14 protein-coding genes are annotated in these 15,179 nt (G+C 73.9%); 4 read left to right on the top strand and 10 right to left on the bottom strand.

The features are described from left to right. Window positions 1–18 precede the first annotated feature (18 nt). Genes AB0424_RS28975 through AB0424_RS28960 form a run of 4 tightly spaced genes read right to left on the bottom strand, consistent with a single transcriptional unit; the run spans window position 19 to window position 4,572 of the window. The gene (locus AB0424_RS28975; RefSeq protein ID WP_366309535.1) at window positions 19–1,161 is read right to left on the bottom strand and encodes a hypothetical protein; all 1,143 of its coding nucleotides are present in this window, start codon (window positions 1,159–1,161) and stop codon (window positions 19–21) included. Continuing rightward, the gene (locus tag AB0424_RS28970) at window positions 1,158–2,051 is read right to left on the bottom strand and encodes an N-acetylneuraminate synthase family protein (protein WP_366309534.1); all 894 of its coding nucleotides are present in this window, start codon (window positions 2,049–2,051) and stop codon (window positions 1,158–1,160) included. The genes AB0424_RS28975 and AB0424_RS28970 overlap by 4 nt, the downstream gene beginning before the upstream one ends. Before the next feature lie 11 nt (window positions 2,052–2,062). Then, window positions 2,063–3,283 (bottom strand): acylneuraminate cytidylyltransferase, encoded by a 1,221-nt coding sequence (locus tag AB0424_RS28965; RefSeq protein WP_366309533.1) that lies wholly within the window; start codon window positions 3,281–3,283, stop codon window positions 2,063–2,065. Further along, window positions 3,283–4,572 carry a DUF6716 putative glycosyltransferase gene (locus AB0424_RS28960; protein WP_366309532.1) on the bottom strand — a complete coding sequence of 430 codons (1,290 nt, stop codon included), beginning with the start codon at window positions 4,570–4,572 and terminating at the stop codon, window positions 3,283–3,285. The genes AB0424_RS28965 and AB0424_RS28960 overlap by 1 nt, the downstream gene beginning before the upstream one ends. 219 nt (window positions 4,573–4,791) lie before the next feature. Here AB0424_RS28960 and AB0424_RS28955 point away from each other — a divergent pair, with 219 nt between their 5' ends. Beyond that, entirely contained in the window at window positions 4,792–5,775 is a 984-nt protein-coding gene (locus AB0424_RS28955) for a glycosyltransferase family 2 protein (RefSeq protein ID WP_366309531.1), read from the top strand. Continuing rightward, entirely contained in the window at window positions 5,772–7,121 is a 1,350-nt protein-coding gene (locus AB0424_RS28950) for a polysialyltransferase family glycosyltransferase (RefSeq protein ID WP_366309530.1), read from the top strand. The genes AB0424_RS28955 and AB0424_RS28950 overlap by 4 nt, the downstream gene beginning before the upstream one ends. Window positions 7,122–7,174: 53 nt before the next feature. Here AB0424_RS28950 and AB0424_RS28945 read toward each other — a convergent pair whose 3' ends face one another. From AB0424_RS28945 to AB0424_RS28935, 3 genes are read right to left on the bottom strand one after another with little or no spacing between them, the layout of a single operon-like run. After that, window positions 7,175–7,996, bottom strand: a complete 822-nt coding sequence (locus tag AB0424_RS28945; RefSeq protein ID WP_366309529.1) for a MerR family transcriptional regulator — start codon at window positions 7,994–7,996, stop codon at window positions 7,175–7,177. Between the two features lie 44 nt (window positions 7,997–8,040). Continuing rightward, the gene (gene leuE / locus AB0424_RS28940; RefSeq protein ID WP_366309528.1) at window positions 8,041–8,694 is read right to left on the bottom strand and encodes a leucine efflux protein LeuE; all 654 of its coding nucleotides are present in this window, start codon (window positions 8,692–8,694) and stop codon (window positions 8,041–8,043) included. A gap of 59 nt (window positions 8,695–8,753) precedes the next feature. Further along, the gene (locus tag AB0424_RS28935; protein WP_366309527.1) at window positions 8,754–10,334 is read right to left on the bottom strand and encodes a methylmalonyl-CoA mutase family protein; all 1,581 of its coding nucleotides are present in this window, start codon (window positions 10,332–10,334) and stop codon (window positions 8,754–8,756) included. 194 nt (window positions 10,335–10,528) lie between these two features. On the opposite strand from AB0424_RS28935, the gene AB0424_RS28930 reads away from it, so the two are divergent. After that, window positions 10,529–11,404, top strand: coding sequence for a L,D-transpeptidase family protein (locus tag AB0424_RS28930; protein WP_366309526.1), 876 nt, complete (start codon window positions 10,529–10,531; stop codon window positions 11,402–11,404). Between the two features lie 156 nt (window positions 11,405–11,560). Here AB0424_RS28930 and AB0424_RS28925 read toward each other — a convergent pair whose 3' ends face one another. Together AB0424_RS28925 and AB0424_RS28920 are read right to left on the bottom strand one after the other, a co-directional pair. Then, entirely contained in the window at window positions 11,561–12,721 is a 1,161-nt protein-coding gene (locus AB0424_RS28925) for a hypothetical protein (protein ID WP_366309525.1), read from the bottom strand. Then, window positions 12,721–13,410, bottom strand: a complete 690-nt coding sequence (locus AB0424_RS28920) for an RNA polymerase sigma factor (protein ID WP_366309524.1) — start codon at window positions 13,408–13,410, stop codon at window positions 12,721–12,723. Before AB0424_RS28920 ends, AB0424_RS28925 begins: the two co-directional genes overlap by 1 nt. 396 nt (window positions 13,411–13,806) lie before the next feature. Here AB0424_RS28920 and AB0424_RS28915 point away from each other — a divergent pair, with 396 nt between their 5' ends. Next, window positions 13,807–14,544: a Clp protease N-terminal domain-containing protein gene (locus tag AB0424_RS28915; RefSeq protein WP_366309523.1), complete on the top strand. Its 738-nt coding sequence runs from the start codon at window positions 13,807–13,809 to the stop codon at window positions 14,542–14,544. 15 nt (window positions 14,545–14,559) lie between these two features. Here the strand turns inward: AB0424_RS28915 and AB0424_RS28910 are convergent, their stop codons facing one another. Next, entirely contained in the window at window positions 14,560–15,120 is a 561-nt protein-coding gene (locus AB0424_RS28910) for a hypothetical protein (RefSeq protein ID WP_366309522.1), read from the bottom strand. Window positions 15,121–15,179 lie beyond the last annotated feature (59 nt).

Here is a 15,179-nt window from a genome sequence, read left to right as displayed (position 1 = left end):
CCTCCCATATGGGTACGCTCAGCCGAATTCGAGCCGGTCGGTGGAGGCCACCGCCCGTGCGGTGAGCCGGTCGACCTCGTGGGCGGCCGTGCCGGTCACCACGGACAGGAAGCCCTGGGCGCGCGGTGAGGCGCTCTCCCGCAGCCACTCGGGCGCGATCTCGCACACGGCGACCTTCACCCCGGTGCCCGCCAGGGCCAGCGGCAGGGTGTGCACGACCGTGGACGGGAAGCTCACGACCGTACGCCCGATGGGTCCGCGCCGGGCGATCAGCTCCAGCGGCAGATCGGGCCGGACCACCTGGAGGCCGGTCTCGACCGCGATCCGGTGCAGTTTCTCGGCGCTCTCCCTGCGGTGGGCGAAGTACCGGGTGGCGCCGTGGTCGCGGGCCAGCTCGCCCACCACCCGCGCGTAGTGCTCGGCGTCCACGACGCCCGTCTCCACCAGCGAGGTGCCGACCAGGTCCGCGCCGCCGGTGAGCCGCGGGGGTCCGAAGCGGCTCCTGGTCCAGGCGAAGGAGTTCTCGGTGACGTCGAGGTCGCCGGGCGCCTCGACGGGCAGGGAGGTGAAGAGCTCGACCCTGCGGCCCCGGGCGGGGGCGAGCCGGCGGCGGGCCAGCGAGGTCACCGGGGCGAGGAGCAGCTCGCGCGGGCCCAGGTTTCCCTTGCGGTGCCAGCGGACCAGGCGCTCGCCGCGGCCGAGCTGGGCGGCGAACTCCATCGTGGCGGTGCCGTCGTCGACGACCGTCAGGTGCCGGGGCGAGAACAGCGACAGCAGGAGCTGGACGTACCGCGAGAAGGGGTCCCCGATGATCACGCGCTCCGCCGCGCGCAGCGGTCCGGCCAGCTCCCGCAGCGTGCGGACGAGCGCTCCGCGGCCGCCGCGGGCCTCCTGCCAGCGGACGGCGAGGCCCTCGTCCCGGGCCAGCTGTGCCATCCGGCGCAGCTGGCCCCGGGACATCGGGTCGGTCGGCGAGAGGACGACCACCGTGAGGGGCGGTGCCGGGGAAGGGAGGCCGGCCCCGGCACCGGTGCGGGCAGGCGCGGCCCCCGGGTCGCCGGGGGCCGCGGGGGCGCCGGCGGCGGTCGACTGGGTGTGCGCCCATTCCAGGACGTTGAGGAGCTGGACGGGGCTCTCGACGAACGCCAGCTGCCCGGTCATGCCTCCACGACCCCCTGGACCCGGCGGAGCTTCTTCATCGGGCCGAGCTCGGACTCGTAGACCTTCTTCACGCCGTCGCCGAGGGCCGTCTCGATGGTGCGGATGTCGCGGACCAGGCGCTGGAGGCCCTGGGGCTCGACGGAGGCGGCCTGGTCGGAGCCCCACATGGCGCGGTCGAGGGTGATGTGGCGCTCGACGAAGGTGGCGCCGAGGGCGACGGCGGCCAGCGTGGTCTGGAGGCCGGTCTCGTGGCCGGAGTAGCCGATCGGCACGTTGGGGTACTCCTCCTGGAGCGTCTGGATGACGCGGAGGTTGAGCTCCTCGGCCTTGGCCGGGTAGGTGGAGGTGGCGTGGCAGAGCAGGATGTTGTCGCTGCCGAGGACCTCGACGGCGTGCCGGATCTGCTTCGGCGTCGACATGCCGGTGGAGAGGATGACCGTGCGGCCGGTGGCGCGCAGCTCGCGGAGCAGCTCGTCGTCGGTGAGGGAGGCGGAGGCCACCTTGTGGGCGGGGACGTCGAACTTCTCCAGGAAGGCGACGGCCTCGGTGTCCCACGGGGAGGCGAACCAGTCGATGCCCCGCTTGCGGCAGTGCTCGTCGATGGCTCGGTACTCGTCCTCGCCGAACTCCACGCGGTGGCGGTAGTCGATGTAGGTCATCCGGCCCCAGGGGGTGTCGCGCTCGATGTCCCACTGGTCGCGCGGGGTGCAGATCTCGGGCGTGCGCTTCTGGAACTTGACGGCGTCGCAGCCGGCGTCGGCGGCGACGTCGACGAGCGCGAGGGCGTTGTCCAGCTCGCCGTTGTGGTTGATACCGATCTCGCCGGTGACGTAGACGGATCGGCCGGGGCCGGCGGTCTTCTCGCCGAAGGTGCGCAGACGGGTGTTCATGGTGCCGTTCCTTACGAGTCGGTGGTGGTGCGTGCGGGGGTGTCGAGCTCGGGTCCGAGGAGCCACGCGGCGATCTCGCGGATCGCTCCGGCGCCGCCGGGGGTGACGGTGACCGCGCGGGCCGCGGCCCGTACGGAGTCGTGGGCGCTGCTCACCGCGACGGGCCAGCCGACGAGGTGGAAGCAGGGCAGGTCGTTGACGTCGTTGCCGGCGTAGAGCACGCGCTGGGGGTCGATGCCCTCGGCCTCGCACCACTCCTTGAGGGCCCGGTCCTTGCGGTCGATGCCGTGCAGGACGGGGATCCTGAGCTTGCGGGCGCGGGCGGCGACGACGGCGTTCTGCTCGGTGGAGAGGATGAGGACGGGCAGGCCGGCGCGGCGCAGGGCCGCGATGCCGAGGCCGTCGCCGCGGTGCGCGGAGACGAACTCGCGCCCCTCGGCGTCGAGGTGGACCCGGTCGTCGGTCTGCGTGCCGTCGAAGTCGAGGACGACGGCGTCGACGTCGGCGAAGCCCGGGGTGGTGGGCTCGTCGAGGAGCGGGGCGAGGACCCTGGCGCGGGCCAGGTCGTGCGGGTCGTCGATCTCCAGGACGCGGGCGGCGTCGGTGACGACGAGCGCGGTGCGGCCGAAGAAGCGGTGCCGGTGGGTGCGGAAGCCGGGCGCGTCCATGGCGTAGACGGCGCCGGTCTCCAGGTACTCGGGCTCCCGGTCCTGGCGGCGGGGGCGGTGCGCCTTGTCGTGGTTGACCCCGACGGCTCCGGTGGCGCCGTCGGCCGGGTCGCGCCACAGGAAGCCGTGCGAGGGGGCCGCCGTGAAGGCGGTGTCGGCGGCGCCCGAGACGACCCGGTCGGCGGTCTCCGCGATCTCGGCGGAGGTGAGGAAGGGGCTCGTGCACTGGACGAGGAGGACCACGTCGGCCGGGCCGCCGTGGGTGGCCTCGAAGGCGTCCATGGCGTGCAGGACGGCCGCCTCGCTGGTGGCGGTGTCGCCGGCCAGGGCGGCGGGGCGGTGCACGACCTCGGCGCCGGCGGTGCGGGCCGCCGCCGCGACGGCGGCGTCGTCGGTGGAGACCAGGACGTGGGTGACCGGGCGGGCGCCGAGGCAGGCCAGCGCGGCGCGGGCCACCAGGGGGACGCCGGCCACCGGGGCGAGGTTCTTGGCGGGGACGCCCTTGGATCCGCCGCGCGCGGGGATCACGGCGAGCACGGTCGGGGTGCTCGGCTTCGTCGTCATCAGAGTTCTCCCAGGCGGCGGATGACGGGTGCGACGCGCTGCACGCCATGGCGGTAGGCGCCCCGCGCGGCCTCCCGGACGACCCGGCGCAGTCCGCTCTCGCGGGGTTCCGGCGCGGTGACGTCCAGGCGGTGGCGGGCGAGGATCCCCGGCAGGTAGCCGGGGGCCGTCTCCGCGGTGTAGTAGGGGGTGATCGGGGGCAGCGCGGGGAGCGCCAGGAGGGCGGCGACCCGGTCGCGGGCCGCGTCGAAGGCGGACCCGTACGAGCCGTCGGAGGCGACGCCCTGCCGGGCGAGCCAGCTCTCGTCGGGCGTCGGGGCGGATCCCTCGTCGAGCCGGTCGAAGGAGGTCAGCAGACCGGAGCCGACGAAGTGGTGGTTGCCGAGCGCCTCGCGGACCCCGAGGTCGGTGAGGATCGCGGTGGGGATCCGCCGGTGCAGGGCTTCGAGGGCGGCCGTGGAGGAGACGGTGACCAGGAGGTCCGTACGGTCGAGGACCTCGCCCATGTGTCCGTAGACGAGGCGGAGGTTGGCCGGCGGGTCGAGGTCGCGGACCAGCTTCTGGAAGGGGAACTCCTCCAGGTGCGTGGTGTGTTCGCCCGGCTTCGAGCGGAGCTTGAGGAGCACCTCGCGGCCGGGGTGGAGGCGGGCGTGCTCGACCAGCCGCCGCAGGACGTAGGCGCGTTCGGCCCGGGTGGCGGGCACGGACGGCTGGGCGGCGAAGACGAGGGTGTCGCGGCCGGCCTCGGGGGTGTGCGGGGCGCCGCCGAGGAAGGGCAGCGCGGCCTCGACGACCGCGTCGGCGGCCGCGCCCACGCCCGTGTAGACGTCGCGGAAACGCTCGGCGTCGTGGCGGGAGTTGGCGAGGACGACGTCGGCGCCGTGGCGCAGCAGGAGGCCGTCGGTCAGCTTCTCGTAGACGACGCCGACGTAGCCGGTGACGATCACCGGGCGTCGCTCCAGGGCCAGGTCGGCCAGGCCCTGGAGGACGGCCCGGACGGTGCCGCCGACGAGAGCGAGGACGACGACGTCGTATCCCTCGCCGCGCGTCTCCGCGTCCCGTACCGCACGGAGGAACTCGGCGCCGGTCACCTCGCGCGGGACGGTCGTGGAGACCCCGGTCTCGGTGAGCTGGCGCGCGGTGGGCGTGGCCCGTCCGCGGAGGACGAAGCCGGTGGGTTCGGCGGTCGTCGCCGTGATGCGGCGCGCGGTGAGCGCGCCCCATTTCCACCGGGTGTCGGAGTCGGCGAGTACGGCGACGCGTACCGCTTCTCTGGTACTTGCTGGCACGCCGAGGACGCTAGAAGGGCATTCCGCTTTCCGTCCCAACTGGGCCGCAACAAACGGTGAACAGAGCCTCTCCGCCTTCTGAAGTGGTTCGGTTTCCGGACGCGGTGCGGCCTGATTCCCTTTTCGGTAAAGGCGGTTAATCCGCCTGCCGCTTGGTGTTCACCGAACCGCCCCCCGGCGGTCGGTGGGAATGCCGGGTCGGCGCCTAGCGTCGGCCGTGTGGTCAAGCTCTCCGTCGTCGTGCCGTTCTTCAACGTGCAGACATACGCCCCCGACACCCTCACGAGCCTGCGGGCCAACGCCCGGGAGGACTTCGAGTTCCTGCTGATCGACGACTGCTCGTCGGACGGGACCCCGGAGCTCCTCGACCGGGCCGCCCGCGAGCTGCCGGGCGCGGTCCTGATCCGGCACGAGCGGAACGAGGGCCTCGCCACGGCCCGCAACACCGGGCTCGACGCGGCCCGCGGCGAGTACGTCGCCTTCCTGGACGGCGACGACTGGCTGGCGCCGGGCTTCTACGGCCGGCTGGTCGCCGCCGCCGAGGACCTCGGCTGCGACTTCCTCCGCACCGACCACGTCTCCGTCACCGGCCGCAACCGGTCGGTCCGGCAGGTGCCCGTCGCCCGGCGCGCCGAGGTGCTCGACCCGCGGGACGCGATCCTGCCGGCCCACCGCACGACGTCCGTCGACTACCCGTACGCCTGGGCGGGCCTCTACCACCGGCGCCTCCTCGACCGGGGGCTGCTGCATTTCCCGCACGGCCTGCGGACGGCCGAGGACCGGCCGTGGATCTGGCGGCTGCACCGGGAGGCGGAATCGTTCGCGGCGATCGGCGAACTCGGTGTTTTCTACCGGCGGGGCGTTTCCACCTCGCTCACACAGATCGGCGACGTGCGGCAATTGGATTTCATTCGAGCATTCGACCAGGTGATCGAGGAGACGGCGAAGGACCCGGACGCGGACCGGCTTCTCCCGAAAGCCGTCCGCACGTATTGCGCGGTGATCTCCCACCACATCGGATCGATCGAACGGTTCGAGCCGGACGTGGCCCGGCGGCTGAAGGCGATGAGTGCGGCCGCGCTGCGGCGGATGCCCCGCGAGCTCCTCGACGAGGTGCTGCCGGCGATGGGGCCGGAGCGGGCGGCGACCCTGCGCTCGCTGCGCCGGCGCCGCCCCGCGGGCACCGTGGAGGTGGCCGCGTGAGCAGCCGTCCGACCCCGCCGGCCGCCGCCCGCCGGACCACGCAGATCTTCTGCGCCTCCACCCTCTACGGGGCGGTCACCCTGGCCGCCGCCCTCGACAGCGGCTGCTTCGGTCCCGCGGACCGGCGGATCCTGCTGGTCGTCAACAACGCGGCCGTGCCGGAGACCACCCCGGCCCTCGACGAGGCCGACGGCTTCGCGCGGCTGCGCGGCCGCTTCGACACGGTGCTGTCCTGGAACGAGACGATCTCCCCGCTCCACCCGGCCGGCTGGACCCCCCGGGCGAGCGACCTCCCGCTGCTCCGGCGCCATCTGCGGCGGATCTGGGACCTCGGCGACGACCGGATCGAGCTCGCCCTGGAGTCGCTCCAGGTGACGCCCGCGCTCGCCGTCGCCCAGCTGCTGCCCGACGCGCCGATCACCGCGTACGCCGACGGCCTCATGAGCTACGGCCCGACCCGCAACAAGATCGACCCGCTGGTCGGCGGCCGGGTCGGGCGGCTGCTCCACCTGGACCTCGTGCCGGGGCTCGCGCCGCTGCTGCTCGCCGAGTTCGGGGCGGTGGCCGAGGCCGTCCCCACCGAGGCGTTCACCCGGTGCGTCGAGGAGCTGTCCGGGCCCGCCGCCGAGGACGGCCGGGACGGTCCGGCGCTGCTCCTCGGGCAGTACCTCGCCGCCCTCGACCTCGTGACCGCCGCCGAGGAGGAGGAGCTTCACCTGCGGATGGTGCGGGGCGCCGTCGCCCGAGGCCACCGGCGCCTCGTCTTCAAGCCGCACCCGACGGCCCCGGACGCCTGGTCGCGGACGCTGGTCCGTGCGGCGGAGGCGCTCGGCGCGGAGCTGACCGTCGAGGACCGGCCCGTGCTCGCCGAGGTCCTCTACCGCGAACTGCGGCCCGCCCTCGTCGTCGGCTGCTTCTCCACGGCGCTGCTCACCGCGCACACCTTCTACGGGCTGCCGGTCGCCCGCGTCGGCACCCGCACGCTCCTGGAGCGGCTCACGCCCTACCAGAACAGCAACCGCGTCCCCCTCACCGTGGTGGACGCGGTCGTCCCGCCGCTGGAGGAGCACACCGCGGACGAGGCCGGCCCGGCGCTCGGGACGGCGCCGCTGAACGACCTGGTCGCGGCGGTCGGCTTCGCGATGCAGCCGAAGATCCGGCCCGACCTGCGCGAGGCGGCGGTCCGGCACCTGTCGGGCCCCCTCGCCGCGCGGACCCGGCACCACTTCACCCGCCGCCGGCTCACCGTCCTCGGCCTCCCGGGCGGCCTTCCCCTCCCCCGCCACCCGCGGGTCCGCCGACTGGCCCGCCGGGCGCTGCGGCTGCGGAAGGCACTGAGGCGGTAGGAGCGCAGGCGTGTCCGGGCGGCGGTGACGCCGTCCGGACACGGGGTGCGGCGTCAGGCGCGGGCGACCGGTTCCTGGAGTTCCGTCACCCATCCCGCCCGGTCGTCCGGGCACTCCAGGTAGAGCTCGCGGGCGTACCCGGCGGAGGCGTAGCCGTGGGTGTCGATCCAGGAGGCGAGCGTCTGGGCGGTCGGCAGGATCTCGTCCATCGCGCCCCGGTGGACGATGGTCGCCGCCGCCTCGATGCCGGGCAGGACGAGCACCTCGACGCCCTCCGCGGCCGTGCCCTCGGGGACGGTCATGGCGGCGTGCACGACGACCGAGCCGTCGCCGCGGCCGGCGTCCTCGTAGTACGCGACGCCCGGCCCGAAGCCGCTGACGCCCGCGCGCTCCAGGCGGCCGCACAGCTCGTCGTACAGGGGCCCGATGACCGGGCCGATGTCCTGCGGGCCGAAGCTCGCGGCGACCGCGCTCAGCTCGGCGACACGGACGGCGGGGATCTTCTTGACGACGACGTCCTGGGTGGACATGCGTCCCTCGCTCTCGATGGCTCGGAGCCGCGCGCCGACCTGGGCGAGCCGGGCCCGCGCCTCCGCGACGGCCGATTCCAGCTCGGCCTGGCGCAGGCGCAGCATGCCCCGCAACCCGTGCGCGTCGACCTGCTCGTCGAGGATGGCCCCCACCTGTTCCAGGGTGAAGCCGAGGTCCTTGAGCGCGATGACGCGGTTGAGCCGGGCGAGCTGGTCCGCCGCGTAGAAGCGGTAGCCCGTGTGCGGGTCGACCCGGGCCGGGTGCAGCAGTCCGATGGCGTCGTAGTGACGCAGCATGCGGACCGACACCCGGCCGTGCCGTGCGAAGTCTCCGATGGTGAACATGACGACTCCTACGGAACGCCCTCACACGGTGTCAGGGTCAAGCGTCAGGCGGCGCTGCTGAGCGAGAGCTTCGCCGCGAAGCCGAGGAAGAGGGCGCCGGCTGCGGACGTCGCACCGGCCGACAGGCGCCTGCGGCGGCGGAAGGCGGACGCGAGCCGGGTCCCGCCGAAGATCAGCGTCGTGAGGTAGAGGAAGCTGCCGATCTGGAGCAGTGTGCCGAGGACGAGGAAGGACAGCGCCGGGTAGGCGTATCCCGGGTCGACGAACTGCACGAAGAAGGAGATCAGGAAGAGGATCGCCTTGGGGTTGAAGAGGCTGATGAGCAGCGCCCTGCGGTACGGGTTCTCCCCCGCCGCGACGGCCTCCTCCGGGTCCTCGGCCGGTGTCTCGCCCCGGCTGCGCCACATGCTCCACGCGGCGCGCAGCATCCCGACGGCCATCCAGGTCAGGTAGCCAGCGCCCGCGTACTTCACGACCGTGAAGAGCAGCGGCGTCGTCTGGAGCAGCGACGCCGCGCCCAGCGCCGCCAGCGTCATCAGCACCGCGTCCCCGGTGAACACCCCGGCCGCGGCCTTGTACCCGGTACGCGTGCCCTTGCGCGCCGCGACGGAGAGCACGTACAGCGAGTTCGGCCCCGGCAGCAGAATGATGAGCACGAGGCCCGCGAGATACGTCGGCAGATCGATGACACCCAGCATGAAGCGGAGTGTCGCATGTCAGTACGACGCTCCGCTCCTGTGTTTCGCATCACGGAAGATCAGAAGGCGTCGGTGGGGACGTAGGTGCCCCAGATCCCGCGCAGGGCGTCGCAGACCTCGCCGACGGTGGCACGGGCCCTGAGCGCCTCCTTCATGGGGTAGAGGACGTTGTCGGCGCCCTCGGCGGCCTTCCGGAGCGCGGCGAGGGCGGCGTCGACGGCGGGCTGGTCGCGGTCGGCGCGGAGGCGGGCGAGGCGGGCGGCCTGCCGGTCCTCGATGGCGGGGTCGACGCGGAGCGGCTCGTAGGGCTCCTCGGTGTCGACGGTGTAGCGGTTGACGCCGACGACGACCCGCTCCCCGCTGTCGGTCTCCTGCGCGATCCGGTAGGCGGAGCGCTCGATCTCGCCCTTCTGGAAGCCGTGCTCGATCGCGGCGACGGCGCCGCCCATCTCCTCGACGCGGTCCATCAGGGCCAGTGCGGCGGCCTCGACGTCGTCGGTCATCCGCTCCACGACGTAGGAGCCTGCGAACGGGTCGACGGTGGCGGTGACGTCGGTCTCGTAGGCGAGGACCTGCTGGGTGCGCAGGGCGAGGCGGGCGGACTTGTCGGTCGGCAGGGCGATGGCCTCGTCGAAGGAGTTGGTGTGCAGCGACTGCGTGCCGCCGAGGACGGCCGCGAGGCCCTGGACGGCGACCCGCACGAGGTTGACCTCGGGCTGCTGGGCGGTGAGCTGCACGCCCGCGGTCTGGGTGTGGAAGCGGAGCATCAGCGACTTGGGGTCCTTCGCGCCGAACTCCTCCCGCATCACCCGCGCCCAGATCCGGCGGGCGGCGCGGAACTTCGCGACCTCCTCCAGGATCGTGGTGCGGGCCACGAAGAAGAAGGAGAGCCGGGGCGCGAAGTCGTCGACGTCCATGCCGGCGGCGACGGCGGTCCGCACGTAGGCGATGCCGTCGGCGAGGGTGAACGCGACCTCCTGCGCGGGCGAGGCGCCGGCCTCGGCCATGTGGTACCCGGAGATCGAGATGGTGTTCCACTTCGGGATCTCGGCCCGGCAGTAGCGGAAGATGTCGGCGATCAGCCGCAGCGACGGCTTCGGCGGGAAGATGTACGTGCCGCGGGCGATGTACTCCTTCAGCACGTCGTTCTGGATCGTGCCGGTCAGCCGGTCGGCCGGGACGCCCTGCTCCTCGCCGACGAGCTGGTAGAGGAGCAGCAGGAGGGCGGCCGGGGCGTTGATCGTCATCGACGTGGAGACCCTGTCCAGCGGGATGCCGTCGAACAGCTCCCGCATGTCGTCGATCGAGTCGACGGCGACGCCGACCTTGCCGACCTCGCCCGAGGCGATCACCGCGTCCGAGTCGTGGCCCATCTGCGTGGGCAGGTCGAAGGCGACGGAGAGGCCCGTCGTGCCGTTGGCGATCAGCTGCCGGTAGCGGGCGTTGGACTCGGCGGCGGTGCCGAAGCCGGCGTACTGCCGCATGGTCCAGGGCCGGCCGGTGTACATGGTCGGGTACACGCCGCGCGTGAAGGGGTACGCGCCGGGCTCGCCCAGCTTCTCCCCGGGGTCCCACCCCTCCAGCGCGTCCGGTCCGTAGACCGGCTCGATGGGCAGACCCGACTCCGACTCGCGTGCCATGCGTGGTGCCTCCCGACGGACGTGTCACCCTGCGGTACCGACCTCGCGACGGACTGTAGCGGGGGTCCCGCCGGACCCGGTGGACAGCGCGCCGGGACCTCCCTCCAGGATGTGCGGTAGGTGCGCGCGGAGCGCAACCGCGCACGTGGGGGAGAGCATCCCTACGTACACACGACTCGTCCCGGGGGGCAATCATGAAGCGGTCCACGACCGTCATACGCGGATCCGTCATACGCAGAGCGGTGGTGGCGGCGGTGGCCGTGGCACTCGCCGCGGGCTGTACGCCCGACGGGGGCGGCCCCGGCGGCACGGGCCCGGCGGCGCCGACGACCGCGGCCCCCACACAGGCGCCCTCGTCGGACGCCCCGAGCGCGAGCCCGACCACGGACGACAAGCCGCCGTCCCCGTCGGCCACGCCCTCCACCGGCGCGCCCTCGGCCGCGCCCCTCATGGACGACGGCGACGAGACCGAGCAGGTCCGTGAGCTCCAGGCGCGGCTGCGGCAGCTCGACTTCTTCGACCGGGCCCCGACGGGCTTCTACGGGACGATGACCGCGGGCGCCGTGAAGAAGTTCCAGAAGCGCCGGGGACTGCCGGCGACGGGCACGGTCGACGAGACGACCTGGCGCCAGCTGCTCGACGTGAGCCGGAAGCCGACCGCCGACGAGCTGAAGCCCTCCACCACCAACAAGCTGGACACGCCCGACCCGCAGTGCATGACCGGCCGGGTGCTGTGCATCAGCAAGGAGAGCCGGACCCTGGCCTGGATGATCGACGGCAGGGTCGTCTCGTCCATGGACGTCCGCTTCGGCTCGGAGAACACCCCGACCCGCGAGGGCACCTTCCACGTGGGGTGGAAGGCCCGCGAGTGGACGTCGACGATCTACCACACGCCCATGCCGTACGCGATGTTCTTCAGCGGCGGCCAGGCCGTGCACTACTCGGCGGACTTCGCGGCCCGCGGCTACAACGGCGCGTCGCACGGCTGTGTCAACGTCCGGGACAAGGCGAAGCTCTCGGCCCTCTTCGACGCGGTGAAGGTCGGCGACAAGGTCGTCGTCCACTGGTAGCGGAGCGGGAGGGAGGAAGAGGCGCGGGTGGGACCGGGGGAACGTGTCCCACCCGCGCCGGGTGCGCGGAGCCGTAGGTACGGGGGGAACCCCGGCTCACTGCGCGGCCGATGACCAGTCGGCTCACTCATTACTGCGCCGACCGGCCCGGAAGTGTTACACCGGCAGCGGAACGCGTGCCGCGGCGTCGATTCCGGCGGGCGGACCGACGGGGATCCGGACGGGGGACGCCACGGGGAGACCGGCGGAGAGCGTGGCGGAGAGACCGGCCGAGAGGCGGGTGCGCGGGGCCTCGCCACCGCCGGTCCGGGTGCCCCCGGCGGCGCCGGCCGCGCCGCCGCGTCCCTCGCTGCCCTGGCCGCCGGTGCGGCCTCGGTCCTCGTCCTTCTTCTTGTCGCCGTCGGACGTCTCCTCGGAGCCGTCCTTGGGCGTGCCCGTCCCGTCCGACGTGCCGGTGCCGCCGGAGAGGATCCGGTCGCAGTAGCGGCGCAGGGTGTCGCCGTCCCGCAGGGTGCGGTTGAGCCGGTCGCGTCCGGCGGTGTCGAGCTTTCCGGACCGGTAGTCCCGGCATGCCCTGAGGATCTTCTCGCGGAGGTCGGCGGTGCCGTTGCCGCCGGCGTCGCCGCCCTGGGTGCCGGGGTCCGCGCCGCCGTCGGCGCCCTCGCCCGTACCCGTGTCCCGGGTGGTCCGGCCCGGCGCCGGGGTGACGTCACCGTGCCCGTCCGGGTCGGGGGTGGCCGACGGGGTGGAGCCCGCGTCGGCGGAGGGGGACGCGCCGGGCGTCCCGTCGCCGTCCGGCACCGCCGGGGGCGTCTCCGGGTCCGGGCGTATGCCGGGCTCCTTCGAGACGAGCGTGTCCGCCGTCTCCCCTGCCGTGACGGAGCTGGCGGGCGCGGGGCCCACCAGGGGCAGCACTCCGGTGCCGGCCGCGACGGCGACCCCGCCCACCGTGACGGCGGCGAACGCGGCGGCCAGCCCGTACCGCAGGGAGCGTCCCCAGCGGCGGGCCGGCTCGGCCACGGGTGCGAGCCGGACCCGGTCCAGTTCGAAGGTCTCGGCGGACGCGCCGGCGCCTGCCGTCGTCCGGGCGGGGGCGGGTGCGGCGGCGCGGGCCGCGGCGACCGCGCGGAAGGCGGCGAGGGCCGCCGCCTCGCCCGGGAGTTCACCGCCGGCGACCGGGACGCGCGCCGAGCCGAGGGCTTCGGAGAGACGTTTTGCCTGGGTGCGCGCATGGTCGTCGGCGGCGTCGACCGGCTCGCCGCGGAGCAGCCGCTCCGCGGCCTCCTGGTCGAGCCACTGGTACCGCTCGTCGGCCATCACATGTCCTTCTGCGTACGCGGACGTGATTGCGTCACACCGCCGGGGGCCACGGGCCCCGGTCCGCGGCCGCGTTGCGGAGGCACGCCGTCCAGCGGGACGAGCGTCCCGCCCTTCGCATCCGCCCCGTCCGTCTCGCCGTCGACCCCGAGGAGTTCGGCGAGTCTCTTGAGGCCCCGGTGCGCCGCCGTGCGGACCGCGCCGGGGCGTTTGCCCAGGGTGTCGGCGGCGCTCTTGGCGTCCAGGCCGACGACGACGCGCAGCACGACGGCCTCCGCCTGGTCCTGCGGGAGCTGCGCGATCAGCCGCATGGTGTGGCCGGTGGCCAGGGCCTCCAGGGCCTCGCCGGCGGTGTCCGCGTCGGCGGGCTTGTCGGCCAGCTCGGTCTCGTCACCACCGGACGCGGGGCGCCGGCCGCGCATCCTGATGTGGTCGAGGGCGCGGTTGCGGGCGATCCGGGCGGCCCAGCCGCGGAAGCGGTCGGCGTCGCCGGAGAACCGGTCGAGGTCGCGCGAGATCTGGAGCCACGACTCCGAGGCGACGTCCTCGGCGTCGGCGTCGCCGACCAGTGTCCGTATGTAGCCGAGCAACCGGGGGTGCACGGCGCGATACACAGTCCGGAACGCGTTCTCGTCCCCGTCCTGCGCAGCGAGCACCGCGGCCGTCAGCTCCGCGTCGTCCCCCAGCACTCCCCAAACCCTGTTCGTCGGTCGCGTCGTCACGGCGCCGCGGCCGGTCACCGCCGCAACGCTGTCTCGCGCATCTGCACGCTACGTCGTGGTGCGGCGTCGCGTCCACGCGGTCCGGGGACTTTGTACAACTTGCAACCTTCGGTGGGACCACCGTGCTGCACGTGCCGGTGCACGTGCGGGGTGTGACAGAAACCGCACCGGCGGCGCTGTATGGAGTACGGAGCCGTGCTGCGGCTCCGTGGATGACGACCGGGGCCTCTCCTGTGGGGGGTGGCGGCCCCGGTCGTCTGCCTTTTCCCCACCCCCTCCGGCTCCTTCCTCGCGGGCACGCGTCACCCCTTCCAGTGTCAACTCGTCGTTGACAGTCATGGACTGTCAACCTAGGGTTGCCTCATGACGCATCCCGTCGTTCCCCAGGTCCCCGTCCGCCTCGACGAGCTCATCGACGCCATCAAGAAGGTCCACCCCGACGCTCTGGAGCAGCTCTCCGGCGCGGTCATCGCGGCGGACCACCTCGGCGACGTCGCCGACCACCTCATCGGCCACTTCGTGGACCAGGCCCGGCGCTCCGGCGCCTCCTGGACCGACATCGGCCGCAGCATGGGCGTCACCCGCCAGGCCGCCCAGAAGCGGTTCGTCCCGAAGGAGCCGGACGCGGAGAAGATGGACCCGAACGCCGGGTTCAGCCGCTTCACCCCCCGGGCGCGCAACGTCGTCATGGCCGCCCAGAACGAGGCCACGGCCGCGCGCAACGACGAGACCCTGCCGGCGCACCTGGCACTCGGCCTGCTCGCCGAGCCCGAGGGGCTCGCGGCGTACTGGATCCTCTCGCAGGGGGTCACCCTCGATCAGGTCCGCGGGGCCGTCACGGCCACCCTGCCGCCGGCCGTCGACGAGGTCCCGGCACTCGTCCCGTACGACGCGGCGGCCAAGAAGGTCCTGGAGCTGACGTTCCGCGAGGCCCTGCGCCTCGGCCACAACTACGTCGGCACCGAGCACATCCTGCTCGCCCTCCTGGAGCACGAGGACGGCGAGGGCGTGCTCAGCGGCCTCGGCCTCGACAAGGCCACGGCCGAGCGGGAGATCGCCGAGACGATCGCCTCCGCCACGGCCGTGACGCCGAAGGACTGACCCCGCCGGCGCCGGTCAGGCGGTGCGGGCCCGGCGCGAGACGACCGCGCGCAGCACCCGGCCGCCCTCGACGGACAGCTCGCGCGCCCGGCGCAGGCCGGTCGGGCCGTGGGCGACCGATTCGAGGACGGCCTGCTGCCGCCGGAGTTCTCCGGCGAGCAGCGGGCCGGCGCCCTCGGCGTCCCCGGCCAGGCAGCGCTCCACGAGCCCGTCGGGCACCCCGGAGGCGTCGAACCCGCCGTGCAGGGCGAGGGCGGTGGCGGAACAGGCGCCGGCCCAGGCGCGCAGGCCGTCGCCCGCCCAGTCGGCCGGCGCGTGCGCCAGCATGCCGCGCACGACCCCGGCGTCCGCCGAGCCCTCGACGTCCAGCTCCACACGGGCCTTGGCGACCGCCTCGCCCCAGGCCCCGCCGTCGCCGCGCGCGACGGCGGCCCACACGGGCCTCAGCGCGTCGCCCCCGTCCGGGGCCAGCAGCGGCAGACAGCGATCGAGGCAGGCGAGCCCGGCCGCGGCCAGTGCTCGCTCGTCGGCCCCTTCGATCAGTTCCAGCAGGCTTCGGCCGTTCCCCGACGTCATGGACGCCTCCTCGCCACCCGATGCGGACGCAGTACTTCCACTACTGCGCCGGGCGGCGC

It is taken from the genome of Streptomyces sp. NPDC051180 (genome assembly GCF_040689545.1).
In the GTDB taxonomy this organism is placed as follows: domain Bacteria; phylum Actinomycetota; class Actinomycetes; order Streptomycetales; family Streptomycetaceae; genus Streptomyces.
The sequence above is the reverse complement of the archived record's forward strand: the minus strand, read 5'-3'. Positions and strand labels throughout refer to the sequence as shown.